The following is a 22,941-nucleotide window of genomic DNA, read 5'->3' as shown; positions in this document are numbered from 1 at the left end:
GGATCATGTGCCGGTGACGCGCGCCTCGATCGGCTTGACAAGCTTACAAAAGCCGTCGTAAGCTTCGCCCTGTCAGTTACCGATACCAGATATCGGTGACGGGGTCGCATTAAGATTTGTCGGAGCCGATGGTCTTCGCCTGCTCACGCCGGATCCCGACCACTGCGGCGTGTGGAGGGCCTCCCTGGAGGGACAGACTCTGGAGGACGTTCTGGGCGCCGCTTGCCACCCCCACCGCACCTCATGAAGTTCACTCGCCTGGGCAGGACGTCATTACAGGTCTCCATTCTGGGTTTCGGTGCCTCGACCCTCGGTGACGAGTACGGGCCTATCGATCTCGGCGACGGCATCCGTGCCGTGCATTCAGCGATCGATCACGGAATCAACTACTTCGACGTCTCGCCGTATTACGGACGAACGCTGGCAGAGGAGCGCCTGGGAAGGGCGTTGCAGGGAAAGCGGGATCGGGTGGTCCTCTCCACCAAGGTCGGCCGTTATGATCGGCACTTACCCGGCGGTTTCGACTTCTCCGCGGCGCGCGTCGCTCAGTCGGTGGAGGAGAGCCTGCGGCGCCTGCGCACGGATCGGATCGATCTGCTGCTCGCGCACGACATCGAGTTCGGCACCCGCGAGCAGATCCTGGGAGAAACCCTGCCGGCGATGCGTCGGCTCCAGGAGCAGGGCAAGGTCCGCTACGTGGGGGTGACGGGTTTTCCGCTCGAGATGCTGACGGAAGTGGCGGTGGAGGGTGAGGTGGACGCGATTCTCTCCTACTGTCATTACAACCTGCTGAACACTCGATTGGAGACGGAGCTGGCGCCGCGCGCCCGGGAGCACGGGATCGGACTGATCAACGCCTCTCCCCTGCACATGGGGGTACTGACGCCCGAGGGACCGCCGCCCTGGCACCCTGCACCTCCGGCCGTGCTCGAGGCGGCCCGAGAGGCAGCCGTCTGGTGCGCAGCGCACGGCGTGAATCTGTCCCATCTCGCGCTTCGGTTCGCGATCGACCAGCGGGACGTCGCGTCGACCCTGGTTGGAATGCGATCCGAGGCGGAGGTGCTGGCGAACGTCCGAGCCATCGACACGCCCCCCGATGCGGCCGCGCTGGCGGCGGTGCGCCGGCTCCTCAGCACGGTGCAGAATATCGAGTGGCCCTCGGGCCTCCCCGAAAACAACACCCCCGCCACCAGCCTCCCGTGAGAGCACTCTTCATCGAAGCGCCCGGCCAGCCAACGCTCGGATCTCTTCCGGAACCGAAATACGCCGCGGATGAGCTCCTCCTCCGGGTGCAGACCGTCGGGTTCTGCGGATCGGACCTGAACACCTTTCGCGGCCTGAATCCCCTGGTGTCCTATCCGCGCGTGCCCGGGCACGAGGTGGCCGCGGTCGTGGCTGCCATAGGAACTGAGGTGCCCGCCGGCCACTTCCGGGAAGGGATGACGGTCACCGTCGTCCCCTACACTGCCTGCGGCCGCTGCGCCGCCTGCCGGCGCGGACGGTCGAACGCCTGCCGCGACAACCAGACCCTGGGCGTGCAGCGCGACGGAGCGCTCACCGAGTGGATTGCCGCACCCTGGACCAAGGTGCTGAGTGCAGAAGGTCTCTTACCTCGAGAGCTGGCGCTGGTGGAGCCGCTGAGCGTGGGTTTCCACGCGGCCTCGCGCGGGCGGGTAGAAGCCGGGGACCGGGTGATGGTGATCGGTTGCGGGGCGGTGGGTCTGGGCGCGGTCGCCGCCGCGGCGTCGGTGGGCGCCGAGGTGATCGCGATCGACGTGGACCCGCGCAAACTGGACCTGGGCCGTGCGGCGGGTGCATCTCACACGCTCGACAATCGCCGGGTGTCGCTGCATGAGGCGCTGCGGGAGCTCACGGAGGGGGAGGGGCCCGACGTGGTCATCGAGGCGGTGGGGCTGCCCGAGACCTTCCTGGTGGCGGTCCAGGAGGTGGCGTTCACTGGCCGTGTCGTTTACATCGGCTACGCCAAGGCGCCGGTTGCCTACGACACGGCGCAGTTCGTCAAGAAGGAGCTGGACATCCTGGGCTCACGCAATGCCACGCCCCAGGACTTCCAGGCGGTGATCGACCTGCTGGCAAGCGGGGCGTTCCCTTCCGAGTCGGCCGTGACCCGGGTGGTGGCCCTGGAGGAAGCGGCCGACGCCCTGCGCGCGTGGAGCGAAGATCCCGCTTCCGTCACACGAATCCACGTGAACCTCTTCTGACCATGCGAAACGGCCCGGATCGCAGCCAGATCGCTACGCTCCTCGACCCCGTCAGACGCCCGACCGGCTTCATCCCCTCTCTAACCATGTTGGCGACGCTTCTCCTCGCGCCGGTCAGCGGTGAGGCCCAGCACAGGAGCGACCTGGCCATGCAGAGAAGCGATGGCGTGCTGCTGACTCGCGCCACGACCCGGCAGCGGAGCGCTGCGGTACAGGAGAGGAGCAGCGACCTCGTGTTATGGTATCCCGCCCCGGCGACGCAGTGGGTGGAGGCGTTGCCGGTCGGGAACGGTCGGCTGGGTGCGATGGTCTTCGGCAGGCCGGTGCGGGAGCGGATCCAGTTCAACGAGGAGACGGTGTGGAATGGGGAGCCGCGCTACTATCATCGTGAAGGCGCGGTCCGCTATCTCGACGAGGTCCGCGAGGCACTCTTCGCCGGCGATCAGGATCGGGCCGACGCCCTGGCCTCGGTCCACCTGATGGGGGCGCCGAAGCGGCAGCAATCGTATCAGGCGTTCGGGGATCTCCACCTCGAATTCCGGACCATCGATTCCACCTCGGTCACCCGATACCGGCGACAGCTCGACCTGGACAGCGCCCTCGTCCGCACCCGCTTTCAGGCTGACGGGGTCACGCACACGCGGGAGGTCTTCGCCAGCCACCCCGACCAGGCCATCGTGGTGCGCCTCTACGCCGATCGCCCCGGGAGCACGACCTTCACGGTGCGGCTGACGAGCGCCCACAGCTCGAATTTCAATCGACCGCTGAGAACCCGTGTGGGCGAGGATCAGCTCTCGCTCTACGGCACGGTGGAGCTCGGCGTGATCGAGTTCGAGGCGCGGCTGCTCGTGCGGGCGGAGGGGGGTACCGTCGAAATCGGGGATACGATCGCCACCGTCACCGGCGCGGACGCGGCAACCCTGGTGCTGGCGGGGGCAACCAACTTCGTCCGCTACAACGATGTCAGCGGCGATCCCAAAGCCCGCAACGACAGGACAATCGAGGGAATTCGGGGCAGATCGTACCCGCAGATGCTCCGCGACCACGTGACCGACCATCAGGCCCTCTTCCGCCGCGTGGAGCTCGACCTGGGCCCGGGGCTAAGCGACGTGCCGACGGACGAGCGGATCACGCGCTTCAAGGACGGACCGGATCCGGGACTCGCGGAGCTCCTTTTTCAGTACGGCCGTTACCTGTTGATTGCCTCCAGCCGTCCGGGCACGCAGCCAGCGAACCTGCAGGGAATCTGGAACGAGAGCAACAATCCGCCCTGGAACAGCAAGTACACGGTCAACATCAACACGGAGATGAACTACTGGCTTGCCGAGCCGGCGAACCTATCCGAGCTCAGCGAGCCGCTGTTCTCCCTGATTCGCGACGTCGCCGAGACGGGCGCCCTCACCGCCAGCGAGCATTACGGCGCCGACGGCTGGGTGCTGCACCACAACACTGACATCTGGCGGGGAACCGCCCCCATCGACGCCCCCTATTACGGCCTGTGGCCCACCGGTGGGGCGTGGCTGACCCAGCACCTCTGGTGGCACTACGAATACCGCAAGGACGAGCGCTTCCTCCGCGAGGTGGCCTATCCCCTCATGCGAGGCGCGGCCCGCTTCTTCGTGGACTACCTGGTGGAGGATCCGCGTACGGGGTTCCTGGTGTCCGGACCTTCGGTTTCACCGGAGATCGGCGGGGTGGTCATGGGGCCGACAATGGATCACCAGATCATCCGGGAGCTGTTCGCCAATACCATCGAGGCGAGCGAGATCCTCGGCGTCGACGCGGGCCTGCGGGATACCCTGGCAGAGATGCGGTCGCGAATCGCTCCCAACCAGATCGGCCGGCTGGGGCAGCTGCAGGAATGGATGGACGACGTGGACGATCCCAACGAGAAACACCGCCACGTCTCGCATCTCTGGGGGCTGCATCCGGGGTCGGAGATCAACGCGTTCGACACGCCTGAGCTCTTCGCGGCCGCCCGTAAGTCGCTCGAGATGCGCGGTGACGAGGGGACGGGATGGTCGAAGGCGTGGAAGATCAACTTCTGGGCTCGTCTGCACGACGGTGATCGAGCGTATCGCCTGCTGGAGAGCCTGCTGACCCTGACCCGCGGGCAACGGGGAGAAGGTGGTGGAGTTTACCCCAACCTGTTCGACGCCCACCCACCCTTCCAGATCGACGGCAACTTCGGCGCGACCGCTGGCATCATCGAGATGCTGATGCAGAATCAGGTCGGAGAGATCCACCTCCTTCCTGCCCTGCCCTCCGCCTGGCCGACCGGGCACGTTCGTGGCCTGCGGGCCCGTGGTGGTTACTCGGTCGATATCTACTGGGAGAACGGGAGGCTGAAGCGCGCGGTACTGGTCTCCGAGCTCGGCGAGCCGGTGCGCGTCCGCTTCGGCGGCAAGGTGCGGGAATATCGGCCGCGCCGGGGCGAGAGGATCGTAATCGAACCCTGAGGATCTGGAACACCACGGACGGAAGAAACCAGCTTGGTCAAGATACGCGACGTCGCACGACTGGCCGGCGTCAGCCCCATGACCGTCTCTCGGACGCTGAACGAGCCGAGCCTGGTCACGCCGGAAACGCGCGCCCGGGTCATGAATGCCATACGAGAGCTCGGATACATCCCCAATGCCGTTGCCCGCAGCCTTACGCAGGGGCGCACGAATATCATCGCCCTGGTCGTCTCGGACATCCAGAATCCGTTCTTTACCACGGTCTCCCGCGGGGCCGAAGATGTGGCTCGCCGGCATGGCTATACGCTGATGGTGGGCAACACCGACGAGCGGCCGGAGAAGGAGAACGAATATCTGAAGGCGCTGGTCTCTCGGCGAGTGGACGGGGTGATCCTCTCCACAACTGGCGCCGACCACGTGCGCCTGCTGCGCGGGCGTAAGATCCCGGTCGTGCTGGTGGACAGGATCATTCCGGGCATGGACGTCGATTCGGTCGTCCTGGACGCCTATGACGGCGGCCGCCAGATTGCCGCACACCTCGCCGATCAGGGTTACCGCAGTGCCGTGTTCATCGGCGGGATGCCGGGGAACTCGACGGTGGAGGCGCGGCTGGTGGGGTGCCGCGACGGATTGCGTGAGGCAGGTATCGACCTGATGGTCCGGCTCGGCCGCCTCGATCAGGCGAGCGGGGAGGAGCTGGTCGCGGCACTGTGCGAGGAGGAGAGCATTCCCGAGGTGATCATCGCGGCGAACAACCTCGTGGCGGTGGGGGCGATGGTGGAGCTGCGCCGGCGCGGGTTGCGCGTACCGCAGGACGTGGGGCTGGCCTGCTTCGGCGAGATCGAGCTTGCTTCGCTGCTGGATCCCTTCCTGACCGTCATCCGCGAGCCCGCCTACGACGTGGGAAAGCGGGCCATGGAGCTGCTCCACGAGCGCATTCGCGGGTCGGACGCCAGGCCGCGGCACGAGGTACTGCCCGTCGAGCTGATTGCGCGACGATCGACGAGGAGGCCGCGGCGGCGACGAACGGCGCGGGCTCCGGCCTGACACCCCGAGCAGGGGCGTCCCCGACCCGTGACCTGCACGGAGGATCGCAGGGGAGCGGCAACCTCTGCGGTTCCAAAACCTGAGAAACCGTAGAGCAAACAACCCGTAGAGTTGATACTGAGCCAAAGCGAGGCGCGAAGGTTGGCAGGCCTTGGCGCCGGCTCATTTTCTATCTTTCCCCGGCCAAGATCACATCTGCACCAGAGGCAACATGAACAAGTGGATCGCGCTTGTCCTGCAAGTTCTCGCCGCCTTTTTGTTCATCGGGGCGGGCGCCGAGGAGGAGATCCTGGTGATCCCGGCCGCCATCACTCAGGTGGCAAGCCTGATTCTTCTGTCCCAGCGGCCGAACCGCCGACGCGCTCTGCCAGAGCCGCAGGAGGAGGCACTCGTCCAGCGATTGGCCCGGATGGAGGAGGTGCTCATCGGCGTGCAGGCCGACGTCGCCAACCTGCGGGACGGCCGTGAGTTCATGGAGGAGCTGTACGGGGTGAAGACCGCTCGCGCACGCAGCCTGCGCAGCCCTTCTGAAGTCTGAAAGGTCGCTCAGTAGAAGTCTGAAGGGGCCGCTCAGTAGGTGCAGACGACCATTTCGAAATCTCTCAGAACGGGAACCTTCACCTCGAGCCAGCCGCCCTCGACCTCTCTGAAGTCGACCGCCGCCCCGGAGCGCTGCAGGAAGACCTCGCGCACGGGCTGCGAGGGCCTCAGCCGCAAGGTGGTGTCGTACACGGGGAGGGGGTCGCTCAGCGTGGGGCCGAGCTGGCTGGCGTGGTTGATCATCCCCACCCACTCGAACGCCCCGTTGCGGTTGACCAGATGCGAGATCTCGACCGTCCCCGGAGCATCGGTCTCCACCAGGCGCTCCGCCCGCAGCACGTTGCGCAGCAGGGCGTTGAAGAAGGCCCGGTGGATGTGGTGGCCTTTGGCGTAGTACTGCGCGCCGATTCCCCAAGGCACAAACACGCTCCGCCCGGAGCCGTGCGAGTTGACGACGACGCCCGGATAGTCGGTGACCTCCTCCTCCAGGAAATAGGCCTTCTCCGGAGGCCCGAACATCGTGGAGGGGATGATGTTGAGGAGGCCGCGCGCGCCGGACCGGGGGCGCACCCGCATGTAGTCGCTGTAGAGCATCATCAGGTCGAAGTCGCTCAGCTCCTGGCGGCCCAGGACGCCGCGGTCCGCCTCCGAGATCTGCAGGTAGGTCGATTGCTCCCGCGGCGAGAACTCGTATGCCGGCGCCACCCCCAGGCACTGCAGCAGGATCCGCGCGTCGGGCCCGGCCAACGGATCTGCACCTTCCTGACCTCCCCTGCCTGAGCCGGCCTCGCCCCCGCGACCGCCCGCACCGGAAGTGCGTACCGAGGTGAACCCGGTCGCCAGCAGCTTGCCGCCCTCCTGCACGTAGCGGTCGAAGCGGCTCGCCAGCTCGTCGCTCATGTTCCTGAGGTCGCCCAGGATCGCGGTGTCGTACGATTCGAGCGGCCGGGGCATACGACTGCTGCCGATCACCTCCGGGTCGAGGATGTCGTAGGGAACGTGCGCCTCGGCGAGCAGCTTGATGAGGCCGCGGTACTCTTCGGTAGGGCCGCGCACCAAAGCGACCCGTGCGGCCGATTGGAGGTTGGTGAAGAGCGCCGCGTTGGTCGCGTGGAAGGCGTAGAGATCCTTCAGGGTGGGCACGAAAGCCCGGTCCGGGTACTCGTGCGCGGGTCCGATGAAGACGTAGTACAGCGAGCCACCGTGCAGCATGTTCTGCGTCTGCCAGACGCGGGCGATGCCGGGCGAGGTGGCGTTGAGGCGGTACCCGATCGCCTGGAATCCGATGACCAGGTTCATCGGCACCAGGTCGTTGTAGGAGTCGAACGTCCGCTTCACGTTGTCGGTCGCCGAGTAGTTCCACTCGTGCGCGAGCGACAGCGACGAGGAGGACTCGGTGGACACCATGTCCACCCCCACGGTCGTATAGGTGCTTATGACGATCTCGGGATTCAGCTCGCGAATGTAGCGGTGCATTCGGGTGAAGAGGTCATTGGCGACTTCGCGGCGCGTCGTCGTCGATCCCTCTCCGAAGAGCCGCAGGCAATCCTCGCAGTGGCAGTCTCCGTAATAGTTGCCGCTGTAATCGGTGGTCTGGTAACCCACCATGTTGAAGAAGACCGCATCCAGCGGGTACGAGGTGATGGCCTCCTCGAGGATGCGGAAGGAGTACTCCTGCTGATAGCCACGACTCGGACAGGTGTGGACCTGCCCGTTGTAGTTCACGTTCTCGCCCTTCTCCGAAACGTACAGCCAGTCCGGGCGCAGCGCCGCCAGCTCCTCGTTGATCTTGCTGAAGTCGAACCGGCCCATCACGCGGATCCCCTCGGCGTGCAGGCGGCTGGTGAGGTCGCCCACCAGGTCCCCCTGCATGAACGGATTGCGGTAGTGGTACTCGAGCCGGGTGGGGTAGTTGGCGACGATCCCGCCCACGTTCAGGAGCACCAGGTTCACTGAGTGATCGACCATCCAGCGGACGTAGGCGTCGAGATCCATCCGCGCGTCGATCTCTCGCAGATTGGTCTGGACCAGCCGCAGCGGGCGTCGGTTCCACCAGCTCTCGTCATAGCTCCCCGGGTCGATCCCCGTCCGCGGCGCGGGCCCCGCCACAGGCGCCGAAGCCGGAGCCGCAACGGGTGCGCACGCAAGCGCGTGCCCGCCTACCACTCCCGTGGACAGTACCTTCACGAAGTCGCGCCGCCTCATAACTGTCCTCCAGTCGGTTGGGAACGAAATGCCCTCCCTGCACCGTCTCAGTAGACCGGGTCCATCACCTCGGTCAGCATCATCAGCACATCCGCTACGTCCGCATAGCGTAACGATCACTTGATGGTTGGCGCCGCCGGTCTGCCCGTCGGCCACAAGATCGCCTTGGTGCCGATCCGGGCTGTCGCGCCGCCGGCGTTCTATATCGGCGCCGTCTCCAGCTCGTGAGAGTGCACCCACGCTCCGCTTCACGGGCGACGCATCTCCTCGCCGAACGTGAGTCGAGCGCGCAGGCGTACGACCGCCGCGACTCAGGCCGCGCTCGCCCGGGCGCCCCGGACGATGCCCGCCAGCTCGTCCACTGCCCGCGCGATGCGGTCGCTCCAGGCGAAGCCTCCGCTCAATCGCAAGCAATCCCGGTAATGGCCCGCGGCGGAGTAGATGGACCCGGGTGACACGCCGATGCCCCTGTGGAGCGCATCCCGGTGGACGTCGCTCGCGTCCACTCCGCCAGGGAGCCGAACCCAGAGGACGAATCCGCCGGCGGGGCGGCTCACCCGGGTTCCCTCCGGGAACCGGTCCAGAACCTCGAAGGCGAGGCGATCGACCGTGTCGCGCAGAATCCTGCGCAGCCGCCGCAGATGGAGGTCGAACAGGTCCTGGCGCAGGTACTCGGCGACGGCCATCTGCGGCGGCGCGGCGACGGCGATGGTGCTGGAATTCTTCAGGAGCTCCACCCGTCGCTGAAAGCGCTCGCCCGGGACGATCCAGCCGAGTCGATACCCCGGGGCCAGGGTCTTCGAAAAGGTGGAGCAGCGGATCACCCACCCATCTGTTTCATGGTCGAGGAGCGAGCGCGGGCGCCTTCCCTCGAAGTACAGCTCTCCGAAGGTGTCGTCCTCGATGAGCGGCACCCTCCGACTGCGGGCGAGCTCCACCAGCTCGCCTTTCGCTGCGTCCGGCATCAGCGACCCGAGCGGATTCTGGAAATTGGGGGTGACCAAGCAGGCGTGGATGGCGTGCTCGTCCAGCGCGCGGCGCAGAGCGTCGAGACAGATCCCCTGGCGGCAGTCCGTGGGTATCTCGAGCGCGCGGCGGCCCAGCGCCTCGATCGTCTGTAACACGCCGAAGAAGGTGGGCGACTCGACGGCGACGGTGTCACCCGGACGAGTCGTTGCCCGCAGCGCCAGCGTGAGCGCCTCGCTCGCCCCGCAAGTCACCAGCACGTCGTCCGCGGTAATCCGGCACCCGGCCGCCCACTCCCGGCGCGCGATCTCGTGACGCAGCTCCGGGCAGCCCGCGGGAGCCATGAACGTCGTGGCACGCGCCGGATCCCTGCGCAGAACCCGCCCCATCAAGCGGTTCAACCGCGCGGTGGGGAGCAGCGCCGCGTCCGGAAGCGCGGCGCCCAGGGGGACGAGCGAGGGATCGGCCGCGGCGGCGAGCACCTCCGCGATCACATCGCCCGTGGTCACCTCCGTCGGCACCGAACGGGGGCGGGTTCGGCCGGGCTCCGCGCGAGCGGTCGGTGTCGGCGCCGCGACGTAAAACCCGGACTGCGGCCGCGCCCGCAGCACCCTGCGCGCCTCCAGGACCCGGTACGCCTGGAGCACGGTGGAGATGCTCACCCCCCGCTCGCGACTCATTCGCCTTACCGAGGGCACTCGATCGCCCGGCCGCAGCAGGCCCGCTTGCACCTGCTGGTGCAGCTCGCTGACCAAGACCTCATAGGCGTACCGCTGGTTCATCGCCACTTCGCACGAGATGGGACGGCAAACTGTACTGGTTGCAATTCGTCCAATCTGCATCTGTTGTCCCGGACGCGAAATGGTGATCGTTCTCCCGGCGGGCGTGCCTGGCGGGTACACGAAGCCCGCGGGCGCGGTCTCGGCGACTTCCTGGGCAACGGAGGGAGGGACGAGTGACGAAGAAACCGGGGCGCCTGGCGTTGCTGTCGGCGTTCGGCGCCGTCTATCTGATATGGGGATCGACCTACCTGGGGATCCGCTACGCGATCGAGAGCATTCCGCCCTTGCTGATGGCGGGGAGTCGGTTCGCCGTGGCGGGGGCGGTGCTGCTTCTGCTGGGGCGTCTGCGCGACGGCAGCCGGCCGGACCGCGCGGAGTGGGGGAGCGCGGCGCTGACGGGGATCCTGCTGCTCGGCGTCGGCAATGGCGGGGTTACCTGGTCGGAGCAGATCGTGCCGTCCGGGATCGCCGCCCTGGTGGCGAGCATCGTCCCGCTCTGGATGGCGCTGATGGATTGGGCGCGGCCCGGGGGCGCCCGTCCGACCCTCCTCACCATGGCCGGACTGATCCTGGGAATGGCGGGGCTGTTCGTGCTGATCGGTGGGGACTGGGGCTCGATGGCGCTGGACGGAGGCGGCGCGGGGGTGGCGCTCGGCATGACGGCGCTGATCGTGGCGACGATCGGGTGGGCGCTCGGCTCGGTGATGGCGAGCCACGTCAGGCTCCCCAGCTCGCCGCTCACCGCGATCGGCGCGCAGATGGCGGTCGGCGGAGGCGCGCTCCTGCTGGCGGGTCTGCTCTCCGGAGAGGCCGCCCGGTTCGATCCCGCGCTGGTGACGACGCGCTCGCTCCTCGCGTGGGGCTACCTGGTGGTATTCGGCGCCTGGATCGGCTTCAGCGCCTACGTGTGGCTGCTGCGGAACACCACCGCCGCCAAGGCATCCACCTACGCGTTCGTGAACCCGCTGGTCGCGGTGATCCTCGGCGTGTGGCTCGGCTCAGAGCCGTTCAGCCCCCGCACCGCGGTCGCGGTGGCGGTCATACTCAGCGGTGTGGCGCTGATCGTGTTGACTCGCAGCCGGCGGGGAGCCGATCGTGGGGCTGGCCGGCCGCACGATCGTACCGCCACTTCCCTCCCGCGTGAGGGCGATGACCTCGCTCCGCTGGCGCCGGGCGACGTGGACCCGCTTGCCCGTCGTCCGGCGCGGCCACGACGCCGAAAGACGAAAGGAGAGATCGCATGACGACCCTGAGCCTGCTGCGCCGCCTCTTCGATTCGGTCTTCTGGGCGGACGAACGCGCCCTCGGGTCCCTCGAGGAGAAGGATACGGAAGCCCGGCGCTACCTCCACCACGTGCTGGCGGCGGAGCGGGTGTGGCTCCTCCGGCTGCGCGGCGAGAGCAGCGCCGGCCAGGAGATCTGGCCGCAACTCAGCGACGAGGAGGCCCGTTCACTGGCGACGGAGAACCGGGAGGGCTACCGCCGCTATCTCGACAGCCTCTCGGAGGCGGATCTGGAGCGGGCGATCGATTACGCGAACCAGGCTGGCCGTCGCTTTCGGACCCCTATCATCGACATCCTGATGCACGTTGCCACCCACGGCGCCTACCACCGGGGCCAGGTGGCCCGCGCGCGGCGCGAGGCCGGTGGCGTTCCCCTCAACACCGACTACATCACCTACGTGCGGGAGCTCGACGAGCTCGCCGCACCCTCCCCTACCCCCAGCGCGACCTGATATGCCTGTGCACGAGCTACACGCGTTCCGGGCCGCCACGCTCCGCGGGTGGCGCCTTGCGCCTGGCGAGTGCGGCGATCCGCCCCCGGCAGCCCCGGCATCGATGCGGAGGCTCGACCCGTGAGCTCGGGCGTCCTGGTGGTGACGGGGGCAAGCCGCGGGATCGGGGCGGCGACCGCGCTGCTTGGCGCCGAGCGAGGCTACGCGGTCTGCGTGAACTATCGCCGGGCGCGAGATGCGGCCGAGGCGGTCGTGGACCGGATCCGGGCAGCGGGAGGGCGCGCGTTCGCCTGCCAGGCCGACGTCTCCCGGGAGGATGACGTCGAGCGACTCTTCCGGACGGTGGACGAGGAACTGGGGACCGTCACGGCGCTGGTGAACAACGCGGGGATCCTGGAGCGGCAAGGGCGCGTGTTGGAGATGACCGCCGAGCGGATAAATCGCGTGCTAGCCACCAACGTAACCGGCTGCTTCCTCTGCTGCCGCGAGGCCGTGCGGCGGATGAGCACGCGACGCGGAGGGAGCGGCGGCGCGATCGTCAACGTCTCCTCCGCCGCCGCACGCCTGGGTTCCGCGGGTGAGTACGTCGATTATGCGGCCTCCAAAGGCGCGGTCGATACGCTGACAATCGGCCTGGCGCGTGAGGTGGCGTCCGAGGGGATCCGGGTGAACGCGGTGCGTCCGGCGTTCATATACACCGAGATCCACGCCGCGGGAGGGGAGCCGGATCGGGTGGAGCGGCTGAAGGACGGCATCCCGATGCGGCGCGGTGGTCAGCCCGAGGAGGTCGCCCACGCGATCCTCTGGCTGCTGTCGGACGAGGCGAGCTACTGCACCGGCAGCTTCATCGACCTGGCAGGGGGGAAGTGATCCGGTGAATCGGGCCTCGTCATTTGCTCAGGATCAACCGCGTGCGCGGAAGCGCGAGCTCAGGTCGAGGACGTAGCACCGAACGGGGGCGCAACCACGCTGTTGGGGTTGCAGAGGCAGGCGGTCCAGCGGTATTGTCAGCGCACAAGCACAAACCTGGCGATGGAGTTCGCCGAAACCGCGGCTGCTGCCGCTGATGACTCCTCCTTCCGACCCTGGGGTCGGGCGGAGGCGTTTCTTTTGGACGACGCCCGATGATCTACCTCTACCTCGCGGTTGGGGGCGTGCTGGGCACACTGGCCCGCTTCAGCCTCGGCAGCTGGGTTCACTCGTGGGCAGGGGTTGGCTTCCCCTGGGGCACACTAGGGGTGAACCTGCTCGGCTCGTTCGTGCTGGGCCTCGCAGTCCGCGCCGCCGAAATCTCGACTCTCTCCGCGGAAGTGCGGGGCATGATCACCGTCGGCTTCTGCGGCGCCTTCACCACCTTCAGCACCTTCAGCCTGGAGACCATTGCGCTGATGCAGGAAGGGGCGTGGTCACGGGCATGGCTCTATGCGCTCGGCTCGCTGACGATGGGCATTGTAGCGGTGGCGCTGGGTCTCTCCAGCGCCAACCTGGTATTTCGGGCGGGAAGCTGAGGGAGCGGTCCGGGGCAACACCCCGGTGATGCTTTCCCGCACGTAGCGCAGGTGAATGCCCGCGAGCAGCAATACAAGGGGGAGGCGCATCTCCTAATATTGTTGTTGCAAGCGCCGGTCAAGCTGTTCAGAAGCTTGCTACGATTGGACACAAACCCCATTCGCTCTTCATTTCCCGACCCTCGGCGGTACCGGTCACCAGATAGTCCCAATCAGGTCCAAGAATGTCCATGACCCGTCGCAGAGCCCGGAGCGCACGATTCACCTCCTGGAGCGCCACGGGTCGAAAGCGGCGGTGATTTCGGCTGCACTCGCGGTGGGATCCAGACAAGATCTGTCAGCCAGCGTAGATCGAAGGTCCGGACGACATCGAGCTCTTCGTCTGCGGGCCCGGTTCACAACAAGCTTGTCTCCATCGCCGTGGCGATGCATCTATACCTGTGGGCTTGGACAACGCACCGGTCCATGCCCGAGCCCTGGAAATCTAACAACACTCGGGGCAGCGCTATCGCCCTGGCGACATCACACTTTCCCGCGAGTCTGGCCGCCAAGCCCCGTCACTGGGGCTGTCCCCTCTAGCTGACTGCAGTACTCCATACCTCTCCACCCAAGCCAAGGTGTCCCGCCATGGCTACCCCTCTCGAGCTCAGGCGCGTGAAATCCGCGGTGGAATCCAGTCTTCTCGAACGTGAGGGCGTCACCGGTGTCGGCGTCGGACCGAAAATCACCAAAGGCCAGCGGACGGGCGAGCTCGCCATCCGCGTCTACGTGAGGAAGAAGAAACCGAAAAGCGAGCTATCGGAGGAGGAGCTCATCCCCGAGACCATCGAGGGCGTGCCCACGGATGTGATCGAGCGGGAGTTCGTGCTGCATCGGGGGCTCGGCGTTCCGGTGGCGGAGCTGGAGGTGCACGCGGACACCGGCACATACGATCCGCTCACCGGCGGCATCAGCATCGGTCCCTGCCGAGCGATCGGGGGGTTTGTCTATACGGGGACGCTCGGGTGTGTGGTGGAGGACAGCGCTACCGGAGATCCCATGCTCCTGAGCAACTTCCACGTGTTCTGCGTGGATGACGCCTGGAGTGTGGGTGACACGATGGCCCAGCCGTCGCGTGTGGATACCGGTACCTGTCCCGGCAGCGTGGTCGGCACTCTGCAAAGAGCTTCTCTCGGAGGTGAGGTCGACTGCGCGGTCGCCAACATTACCGCCACCCGCGGGCACAACTGTGAGATCGTCGACATCGGCGCCATCGCGGGTAAGGCCCTTCCCGTCCTGGACGAGCCGGTCCGCAAGCGAGGCCGCACCACCGGCCTCACGCACGGATTCGTGGACGACCTGGCGCTCTCGGTGTCCATAGACTATGGCAACGGACTCGGAGAGGTGGTGCTGACGAACCAGATCGGGATCGAGGTGGACTCGTCGCAGAGCACGGAATTCGGCAACAGCGGGGACTCGGGCTCGGTGGTGGTAAACGCCAGCAACGAGATCATAGGGCTCTATTTCGCGGGTACCGAAGATGGCAGTTACGGAGTGGCCAACCGCATTGATCCGGTCCTTACTGCGCTGAATGTCCAGCTGTGCTCTCCGTCGGTGGATCCTCCCTGGACGACGGTCTGGGACGACATCGAGCCCCCCACCCTTATCTGGCGAGACACGTCCCCGTGGACCGACATCGGGGCAACGGCGCCGTGGCTGGACCCCGCACGGACGCTGCCCTGGTTCGACGCCGGAGGCTTCACTGCGAACAAGGCCTTCGACGACGTCAAGACGGACTTCTATGATACCCTGATGGAGACGGTCCAGGAGCACGTGAACACCATCCAGGAGCACGGCACCTGGCAGGAGAACATTCCATTCGATCCCTCTCAACCGTGGCAGAACCCTCCCGTCCCCGGCGGATGGGGTCCGAGCTCGAGGATACGCGGACGGCAGGCACGCTCCGGCACCGGAGGAGCGGCGCCCTTTGCGCTTTCCACACCCCACCGTGCCCGCGCGGCCCGGGTGTTCGAATCCGGAGCCAGGGGCGGGCGCGCTGCAGCCGGGTTTGACCTCGATGAAGAGATCGCGCGGGTCGAAGAGTACCTCCGAGAACTACGTCGGCGCCGGGGCCCCCAGTGATCCTCATACTGTCCAGCGCGTCTGACCTCCACGCCCGGAGGGTCATGCAGACGCTGACCGAGATGGGGGAGGTCCCTTTCCTACTGGACCTATCGGAGTTTCCCGTACGCGCGGCGGTCTCGCTGCAATTCGGCGCGAATGGCCAGTCAGGGCGTCGATTCCGGGACCGACGCGACCGCGTGCTGAACCTCGACTCTGTTCGCGCCGTATGGTGGCGCCGGCCTCAGCCTTTTCGACTCGAATCCGCGGTCCAGGACCCCGCGCACCAGATGTTCGCCGTCAACGAGTGCCGCGAGGCGCTGTCAGGCCTCTGGCGCTCCCTCGACGCTTTCTGGATCAACGAGCCCCTTCTGGACGAAGCCGCCCACCGTAAGACGTATCAGCTCGCGGTGGCGGAGTCGTTGGGGCTCCCGATTCCGGACACGCTGGTGACCAACGATCCTCGCGCGGCGCGAGAGTTTGTGCATCGTCGTGAGCCCGGACAGACGGTTTTCAAGTGCTTCACCGGGACCCCGATCGCCTGGAGAGAGACCCGCCTGGTTACATCGGAGGAACTGGAGAACCTCGAATTGGTCCGTATCGCTCCGGTCATATTTCAGGAATACGTTCCGGGTGTGGACGTCCGTGTGACTGTGGTGGGAGAGCGCATCTTTGCAGCGGAGATGGACGTGAGCGATGCCGAGTACCCGGTGGACTTTCGCATGAATCTTAATCGGGCACGTCCCAACGAGACCTCACTCCCGCCCGAGATCGTTGAGGGGATACACCGCCTGATGGGACGACTAGGCCTCGTCTACGGCGCCCTCGACTTCCGGCGGCGCGCAGACGGCGAGCACCTGTTCCTGGAAATCAATCCTGCGGGGCAGTGGCTCTTCGTCGAGGAGGCTACGGGACAGCCGATCACCCGGGCACTAGCGGAGCAGCTCGCCGCCGGCGGGTAGGGGCATGAAGGGGTGAACGGGCGGGACAGAGAGACAAGGAGGGACAAGCTGACAGGGTGGCAAGGTGATCTCGACCCATTGTCTCGCCCGCCCCATTCGTGGTTGTCAGTGCCATTGCCGTCACGCCAAGCGACACCCCTTTGCCAGCGGCCGGCCTTTCTCGAACCGCTCCGGGCCCTCCGCACCGTCGCCCGCTCCCTCCGCCGTTCCCCCACCGCCTCATTCAGGGACCGAAAGCACCCCGCCCGGGTACTGAGTCCACCATTGCCGACGCCTCTTCCGCCTCTTCCCCAAACGCGCGCGCATCGCACCTCCGTGGCCGGTACGAAGCCCTGGCCTCCGTCACTCGCACACCGTAACCCGGGTCAGGCATGTTCGTATTCATCTCGCACCTCACGGTCGCCGAAGAAGATCGGCCAGAGTTGGAGCGGCGCTTCCGCGAACGGTCGCGGCTCGTCGACGAGTTCCCCGGCTTCCTCTACCTGCAGCTCCTCCGACCCCAGGGGAGCGACGCCACACACACCTTCCTCACCGCGTGGGAGGACCGCGAGGCCTTCCGGCGCTACATGAAGAGCACGGAGCACTCGATCTCCCACTCCCGTGAGCCGGGCGAGATCATGCGCCGCACGCTCGTACGGCACGAAGCCTTCGAGGTCCTCATGGACTCCAGGAGGGATCCCGAATGGCTGACCTGACCGCTGCATCTCGCGCCGCCGAGCGCCTGCTCGAATCGAAGGAATCACTCGCGCTCGAGATCACCGAGGCGCTCTACGCGCGCATGCCCGAGCTGATGGCAAAGTACGGGGAGTACGGGCGCGGAAAGTGCCTCCAGGACATGCGCTACAACCTCGAGCACCTGGCCCCCGCCGTCGACCTTGGTCGTCCCGACATGTTCGCTGGATACGTCCGCTGGCTCGACGGGCTGCTGCGCGCCCGCGGAGTCTCGACACACGAGGTGGCCGTCAGCCTGGAGCTGAGCGAGGACCGGATTCGGGCTCGCTTCCCGGAGGATGAGGCGGAGGCCATCTTCCCTTCCCTCCGGGCCGGACTGGCGGAGCTGCCCCCCGGCGGAGGCACGCCATGACGACTGCAACCATCGACGGCACCGTCGAGCTGAGGAAGGCATACCTGACCGCCGTCCTCGGCGGCGACCGGCGCGAAGCCTTTCGGCTGGTGGATCAAGCATGCGAGGCCGGCACCGAGCTCAGCCGGCTCTATCTCGAGGTCTTCCAGCCGGCCATGCGCGAGATCGGCCGCCTCTGGCAGGAGAACGCGATTACCGTCGCGGACGAGCACGTGGCGACCGCCATCACCCAGGCGGCCATGACACGGGCGTTCGGGCAGCTCTTCGCCTGGGGAGAGGGCACGGGGCGCACGCTGGTCGCTGCCTGTGCGGATACCGAGCGCCACGAGGTCGGCCTGCGCATGATCTGCGACCTGCTCGAGCTGCGCGGATGGGACACCGTATACCTGGGGGCCTCGGTCCCGCTGGAGAGCCTGTTGTCGATGATCGAGCGCAAGCGCCCCGACGCCGTGGCGCTCTCCGCTACCATCGCCCCGCACCTGCCACGCCTGCGAGCCATGATCGAGGCCATCCGCAAGACGATCCCGGAGCCGCCGCTGATCCTCGTGGGCGGGCGGCCGTTCCTGGAGAATCCCACGCTGGCGACGCGCCTGGGCGCTGATCTCACCGCTGAGGACGCGGTGCAGGCCGTGGAGCTCCTCCAGCAGAAATTCAGCACCCCTCGATGAACCGTCCATCCGTGCAGCTCCTCCCCGTCTGCTTCCGTCAGTTCCCCGGGGTGGTGCTGCAGCTCTCGGCCGACGGCACGATTACCGACAGCAATGGTCGGCTCGAACGCGAGCTGGGCCGCCAGGTGATGAGACGTCCGTTCGCCGAGCTACTCGACCCGGACTCCTCTCTCTCCAAGTGGAATCGGATCCTGGAGATGGCGAGCGATGATCCGGCCAGTGAGAAACCGACGGGCGCGAGCCTGGCTGAGGAGAGCGACAAGGGTGAGCCTGACCATTCCTCCCCGGTATGGGAGCTGATCTTCAAGGGGGATGAAACGCTCCCGGAGCCTCGTGCCTTCGCGGTGCTCTGGGAGCGGGAAGAGCGTCGATTCTGGCTGCTCGAGCACCGGCCCGACCCTCGCCTGGACGCGCTCCACCGGCAGGTCCTCGAGGTCAACTCCGAGCTGGCCAATACGCAACGCGAGCTGCTCAAAGAGCGTAGCCGCCTGGCGCGAGCCCTCGAGGACCTCGAGCGCAGCAATCGGGCGCTCGATGCCTTCGCTCACGCGGTCTCGCACGATCTCCGAGCCCCCCTGCGGAGCATCGACAATTACGCCACGTGGCTCGAAGAGGACCTGGGCAACGCCCTGACCGGGGAGAGCAGACAGCACCTCGATCGCCTGCGCAACAGGGTGACGCGCATGCACGCCATGATTCAGGGCGTCCTGGAGTACGCGCGCATCGCCCGCTACCAGCCCCCGCCGGAGCCGGTCGACGTAGGTGGGCTTGTGCGGGAAGTGATCGAGTTGCTGGATCCTCCCGAGCGCCTGGATGTCCAGGTGGAGTCGATGCCGGTGGTCGTGACTGGCCGCGCACCGCTTCAACAGGTCTTCTACAACCTCGTTGGCAACGCTGTGCGCTACGCGGGCGGTCCGCGTCCTCGGGTTCGAATCGGCGTCCGCGACGCCGGGCAGTTCCACGAGTTCTACGTCGCCGACAACGGCCCGGGAATGCCGGAACGAGCCCAGGAAAAGATCTGGAGCCTGTTTCACACGGTGGAACCGGAAGAGCGCGCGCAGGGCACCGGCATCGGACTGGCCGTGGTGAAGCGCCTGGTCGAGGGCCAGGGGGGTACGGTGTGGGTGGAATCGCGCGTGGGCGAGGGCGCAACCTTTCGCTTTCTCTGGCTCAAGGCGAACGGCACCAACGGTTTGCGCGGGTGACGAAGGACAGGGCGGATGCAGAGCCGGGCCTTACCGACAACCGATTTCTCCGCCCGACGAGGTGGGTTGGCAGAAAGGGGGATTATCGAGCGATGAATGCACCGCCCAAACGAACGGTGCTGGTCGTCGACGACAGTGCCGACGACCGCGCGATGATTCGCCGCTTGCTCGCAAAACAATCGCGCGAGTACCTGATCCTCGAGGCAGATACGGGCGACGCCGGTCTGGAGATGGTTCGCAAGGAGCAGCCCGACTGCGTGCTCACGGATTTCTATCTCCCCGATATGGATGGCAACGACTTCCTGGACGCCCTCAAGCGCCAGGTGCGTGGAGGGCTGCCCCTGCCCGTTGCCGTTCTGACGGGTGAGCAGAGTGATGAGATCGCCGCCGAGGCGCTGAGCCGAGGTGCACAGGACTACCTTGCCAAAGATGGGCTCAGTTCCACCGCGCTGGCCCGAGGCATCGAGAACGCCATCGAGAAATTCCAGATCCAGCGCGAGCTGATGGAGAGCCGGATGGCCATCGAGCTCCGCAATCACAAGCTGGAGGTGTTGCGCGACCAGCTGCAGGAGAAGGTGAGCGAGCTGGACGCCGCCATGCGGGCCAAAGATCAGTTTATGGCGGTGATGAGCCACGAGATGCGCACGCCGCTGAACGCCATCATCGGCTACTCCGACCTCCTGGAAATGGAGCTGGATGGGACCCTCACCCCCGGGCAGCGCGAACAGGTCAAACGCATCCAGGTGGGAGGGCGGCACCTGCTCGAGCTCATCAACGATGTACTGGACCTCGCCCGGGCCGATGCGAACAAGCTCGACGTCGAGTTGCAGGCAGTGCACCTCGGCGCGGTTCTAGAGGAGGTGGTGTCACTACTCGAGAACCAGGCGGCCGAAAAGAATATCGAGCTGGTGCTGGAACCCCACCAAGGCGAATGGCCGCGGGTTCGAGCCGACCTTCGTCGGTTGCGGCAGATCCTGACCAACCTGATCGGCAATGCTCTGAAATTCACATCTGAAGGGTCAGTGCGCGTTCGCTGCGAGACGGAGGCCGACGGACGCGTCCGCGTGCACGTGACCGACACCGGCATCGGCATCGACCCCCAGATCCTGCCGAGGGTCTTCACCGATTTCTACCAGGTCCGGGGAGAGCTGACGCGTGAAAAGGGCGGGAGCGGACTCGGCCTGGCGATCGCTCAGCGGCTGGCGAGGTTGATGGGTGGGGAGATCCTGGCGGAGAGCATGCCCGGCGAGGGATCCACTTTCACGCTGGTCCTGCTCCCGGCCAGGAGCGCAAGTACGCCGCGGCGGTCCGACCTCGACCATGCGGCCGCGGTCCAGGCGCGGGATACGAGGTCGGAGAGACGCATGTCCGAGCGTCGGCGGGCGGCCCGCTCTCAGCCGGTCTCGGTGGTTGCGTTCGGCAGTGACGAGCTCGCGCTGGCGGAGCTGCAGCGTCGGGTGGAACCCGGAGTGCGACTGAGGTGGACCACCCAGGTGGAACACGTCGCAAGCCTGGCCGTCGAGGAACACGCCGCTCTGATCGTGCTCGACATCGGCAACGGTGAAGCCGCAGTCTGGCGCGCCGCCCACGCACTGCAGGATGTGCCGGAGCTCGACCAGACCGCGATCCTCCTCCTCCCCTCCATTGCCAGCATACCTGGAGAGGACGCTACCACTGGCGGAATCGATCTGGGATGGCTCTCCCTCGTTCCGAAGCCGTTCACGGCGGCGCAGCTCACCCACGCCGTATCCACCGCCGCGCGGGGGTGCGAGCACGAGGAGGAGGGGGAGATGGACGACGACAGCTACGACGTCCTGGTGGTCGACGACGACCCCGACTCGAGGCGCGTCGCCGCCAAGTTCCTCGCGGAGGCGAAGCTGCGGGTGCGTCAGGCACCCGACGGGGAGAGCGCTCTGGCGGAAATGCGGCGTCTACCTCCCGATGTGGTCGTGCTCGACCTGATGATGCCGGTGCTCGACGGCTTCGGGGTCCTCGCCACCATGCGGGCGGATTCGACGCTGGCGGCGATCCCGGTCGTCGTGCTCACCGCCAAGAGCCTGACGGACGCCGAGCGGCGCTTCCTGGCACGGGCTGCCGTGCGAGTGCTGCAGAAGGGCGAGCACCGGCTTGCCGATGTAGCGGACCTGGTGGTGCGGGCAGCGGAGCGGACGCAGTCGGACCTGCGAGAGCTGCGCTGAGCCCGGGTGACAGAGGCTCGCAAGCGAGGCCTGGGAGCACGGTTGTGACGCCCCCGCTTCCCCTCGGGGCAATTATCCCCGCAGCGCGACGACCGGATCCACATGCACCGCCCTCCGCGCCGGCAGATAGCTGGCAGCTACGGCCACCGCCGCGAGAATCACCGCGACGCTCGCCAGTGTCGGCGGATCGGCGGGCGATACCCCGAAGAGTAGCGCCGACAGGAGCCGGGTCCCGACTGCGGCGCCTACGAGGCCTACCGCTACCCCTCCCAGGGTCAGCGTCATTGCCCGTCCGATCACCATCCTCAGAACCGAGCGCGGCGCCGCCCCGAGCGCGATGCGGATCCCGATCTCCCGGGTCCGCTGCACCACCGCGTACGACATGACCCCGAAGATCCCGATCGCCGATAGCAACAGCGCGGCTCCCCCGAAGATGGAAAGCAAAAGCATGTAGAATCGGGGCTGCGATACCGCCTCGCCGAACACCTGCTCCAAGGTTCGGGCATTGAAGACCGGCAGGTCGGCGTCGAGCGCCTGCACCTCGCGGCGTATGGCCGGAATCAGCGCCGTCGGATCGGAGCTCGTGCGGAGGACCAGCGACATGGAGCGTAAGGATCGCTGCGCGTGCGCGAAGTAGATGCCCGGCTCGGCATCCTCGGCCAGGTTGGCGCCGCGCACGTCGCCGACGACACCCACCACCTCCGCCCACTCGTTCTCGTCCTGGAGCGCCACCCGCATGCCCACCGGATCGCGGCCGAGGAAATACCGCGCTGCCGCAGATTTGGTGAGCAGCGCCACCACCGGTGCATCCGGACCGTCACCTGGCAGGAAGCCACGACCGCGCAGAACAGGGACACCCAACGTCGCAAGGAGCTCGGGCGTGACCACGCGGATCTGAACCACGCGATTATCCTCCGGCCCGGGATCGGGCAGCCCGTCGACCCGCAGCGGACTCGCCCAGTAGAAGCCCCCCATGGGCAGGGAGCTGGATGCGCCTGCGGCCTGTACACCCGGGAGCCCGCGCAGCCTCTCCAGCAGCACGGCGTAAAAGGCTCGCACCTGCTCCTCCTCCGGGTAAGCTGAGGAGGGAAGCGCGAGGTCGACCGCGAGCGCGCTCTCCGTACGGAAGCCCGGATCCACCGCGACCAGCTTCGTAAAGCTGCGGATCAGAAGGCCGGCGGCCGACAGGAGCATCACCGCGAGCGCGGTCTGCAGGACGACCAGCGAAGACCGCATGCGGCTTGCACCGCGTCCAGCCAG

Annotated in this window: 19 protein-coding genes and 1 riboswitch; of the genes, 16 read left to right on the top strand and 3 right to left on the bottom strand. The window is 66.8% G+C overall.

Annotated elements, in window-relative coordinates; genetic code table 11:
- The first annotated feature begins 243 nt into the window (after positions 1 to 243).
- The 5 genes from VF167_14995 to VF167_14975 all read left to right on the top strand — a co-directional run bounded on the left by VF167_14995 (position 244) and on the right by VF167_14975 (position 6,266).
- On the top strand, positions 244 to 1,203 hold the full coding sequence (locus tag VF167_14995) for an aldo/keto reductase (protein ID HEX6926726.1): 960 nt from the start codon (positions 244 to 246) through the stop codon (positions 1,201 to 1,203).
- A complete protein-coding gene (locus VF167_14990; GenBank protein HEX6926725.1) occupies positions 1,200 to 2,222 on the top strand; it encodes a zinc-binding alcohol dehydrogenase family protein in 1,023 nt (340 codons plus the stop codon). The genes VF167_14995 and VF167_14990 overlap by 4 nt, the downstream gene beginning before the upstream one ends.
- Before the next feature lie 2 nt (positions 2,223 to 2,224).
- Entirely contained in the window at positions 2,225 to 4,681 is a 2,457-nt protein-coding gene (locus VF167_14985; GenBank protein ID HEX6926724.1) for a glycoside hydrolase family 95 protein, read from the top strand.
- 33 nt (positions 4,682 to 4,714) lie between these two features.
- Positions 4,715 to 5,728: a LacI family DNA-binding transcriptional regulator gene (locus VF167_14980; protein ID HEX6926723.1), complete on the top strand. Its 1,014-nt coding sequence runs from the start codon at positions 4,715 to 4,717 to the stop codon at positions 5,726 to 5,728.
- A 211-nt stretch (positions 5,729 to 5,939) separates the two neighbouring features.
- Positions 5,940 to 6,266, top strand: a complete 327-nt coding sequence (locus VF167_14975; protein ID HEX6926722.1) for a hypothetical protein — start codon at positions 5,940 to 5,942, stop codon at positions 6,264 to 6,266.
- 32 nt (positions 6,267 to 6,298) lie between these two features.
- Here the strand turns inward: VF167_14975 and VF167_14970 are convergent, their stop codons facing one another.
- Positions 6,299 to 8,473 carry an alpha-amylase family protein gene (locus VF167_14970; GenBank protein ID HEX6926721.1) on the bottom strand — a complete coding sequence of 725 codons (2,175 nt, stop codon included), beginning with the start codon at positions 8,471 to 8,473 and terminating at the stop codon, positions 6,299 to 6,301.
- Positions 8,474 to 8,784: 311 nt separating this feature from the next.
- The gene (locus tag VF167_14965; protein ID HEX6926720.1) at positions 8,785 to 10,221 is read right to left on the bottom strand and encodes a PLP-dependent aminotransferase family protein; all 1,437 of its coding nucleotides are present in this window, start codon (positions 10,219 to 10,221) and stop codon (positions 8,785 to 8,787) included.
- 173 nt (positions 10,222 to 10,394) lie between these two features.
- On the opposite strand from VF167_14965, the gene VF167_14960 reads away from it, so the two are divergent.
- From VF167_14960 to VF167_14910, 11 genes are all read left to right on the top strand, one after another.
- Positions 10,395 to 11,465 (top strand): EamA family transporter, encoded by a 1,071-nt coding sequence (locus tag VF167_14960; GenBank protein HEX6926719.1) that lies wholly within the window; start codon positions 10,395 to 10,397, stop codon positions 11,463 to 11,465.
- Positions 11,462 to 11,956, top strand: coding sequence for a DinB family protein (locus VF167_14955; GenBank protein HEX6926718.1), 495 nt, complete (start codon positions 11,462 to 11,464; stop codon positions 11,954 to 11,956). The genes VF167_14960 and VF167_14955 overlap by 4 nt, the downstream gene beginning before the upstream one ends.
- A 120-nt stretch (positions 11,957 to 12,076) precedes the next feature.
- Positions 12,077 to 12,826, top strand: a complete 750-nt coding sequence (locus tag VF167_14950) for an SDR family oxidoreductase (protein ID HEX6926717.1) — start codon at positions 12,077 to 12,079, stop codon at positions 12,824 to 12,826.
- Between the two features lie 149 nt (positions 12,827 to 12,975).
- A riboswitch (Fluoride riboswitch) is annotated at positions 12,976 to 13,039 on the top strand.
- Between the two features lie 41 nt (positions 13,040 to 13,080).
- On the top strand, positions 13,081 to 13,464 hold the full coding sequence (crcB, locus tag VF167_14945; protein ID HEX6926716.1) for a fluoride efflux transporter CrcB: 384 nt from the start codon (positions 13,081 to 13,083) through the stop codon (positions 13,462 to 13,464).
- 627 nt (positions 13,465 to 14,091) lie between these two features.
- Complete coding sequence (locus VF167_14940; GenBank protein HEX6926715.1) at positions 14,092 to 15,585, top strand: hypothetical protein; 1,494 nt, start codon at positions 14,092 to 14,094, stop codon at positions 15,583 to 15,585.
- Positions 15,582 to 16,526, top strand: a complete 945-nt coding sequence (locus tag VF167_14935; GenBank protein ID HEX6926714.1) for a hypothetical protein — start codon at positions 15,582 to 15,584, stop codon at positions 16,524 to 16,526. Before VF167_14940 ends, VF167_14935 begins: the two co-directional genes overlap by 4 nt.
- 371 nt (positions 16,527 to 16,897) lie before the next feature.
- Positions 16,898 to 17,221 (top strand): antibiotic biosynthesis monooxygenase, encoded by a 324-nt coding sequence (locus VF167_14930; protein ID HEX6926713.1) that lies wholly within the window; start codon positions 16,898 to 16,900, stop codon positions 17,219 to 17,221.
- A complete protein-coding gene (locus VF167_14925) occupies positions 17,209 to 17,610 on the top strand; it encodes a hypothetical protein (protein ID HEX6926712.1) in 402 nt (133 codons plus the stop codon). The genes VF167_14930 and VF167_14925 overlap by 13 nt, the downstream gene beginning before the upstream one ends.
- Positions 17,607 to 18,278 (top strand): cobalamin-dependent protein, encoded by a 672-nt coding sequence (locus VF167_14920; GenBank protein ID HEX6926711.1) that lies wholly within the window; start codon positions 17,607 to 17,609, stop codon positions 18,276 to 18,278. Before VF167_14925 ends, VF167_14920 begins: the two co-directional genes overlap by 4 nt.
- Entirely contained in the window at positions 18,275 to 19,483 is a 1,209-nt protein-coding gene (locus VF167_14915) for an ATP-binding protein (protein ID HEX6926710.1), read from the top strand. The genes VF167_14920 and VF167_14915 overlap by 4 nt, the downstream gene beginning before the upstream one ends.
- A 92-nt stretch (positions 19,484 to 19,575) precedes the next feature.
- The gene (locus VF167_14910; GenBank protein HEX6926709.1) at positions 19,576 to 21,681 is read left to right on the top strand and encodes a response regulator; all 2,106 of its coding nucleotides are present in this window, start codon (positions 19,576 to 19,578) and stop codon (positions 21,679 to 21,681) included.
- A 72-nt stretch (positions 21,682 to 21,753) separates the two neighbouring features.
- On the opposite strand, the gene VF167_14905 is transcribed toward VF167_14910, so the two are convergent.
- A partial coding sequence (locus VF167_14905) for an FtsX-like permease family protein (GenBank protein HEX6926708.1) occupies positions 21,754 to 22,941 on the bottom strand: 1,188 nt, incomplete at its 5' end.

Source organism: Longimicrobiaceae bacterium, assembly GCA_036375715.1.
Classification (GTDB): Bacteria; Gemmatimonadota; Gemmatimonadetes; order Longimicrobiales; family Longimicrobiaceae; genus DASVBS01.
Note: the sequence above shows the minus strand (reverse complement) of the source record. Positions and strands in the feature narration are given on the sequence as shown.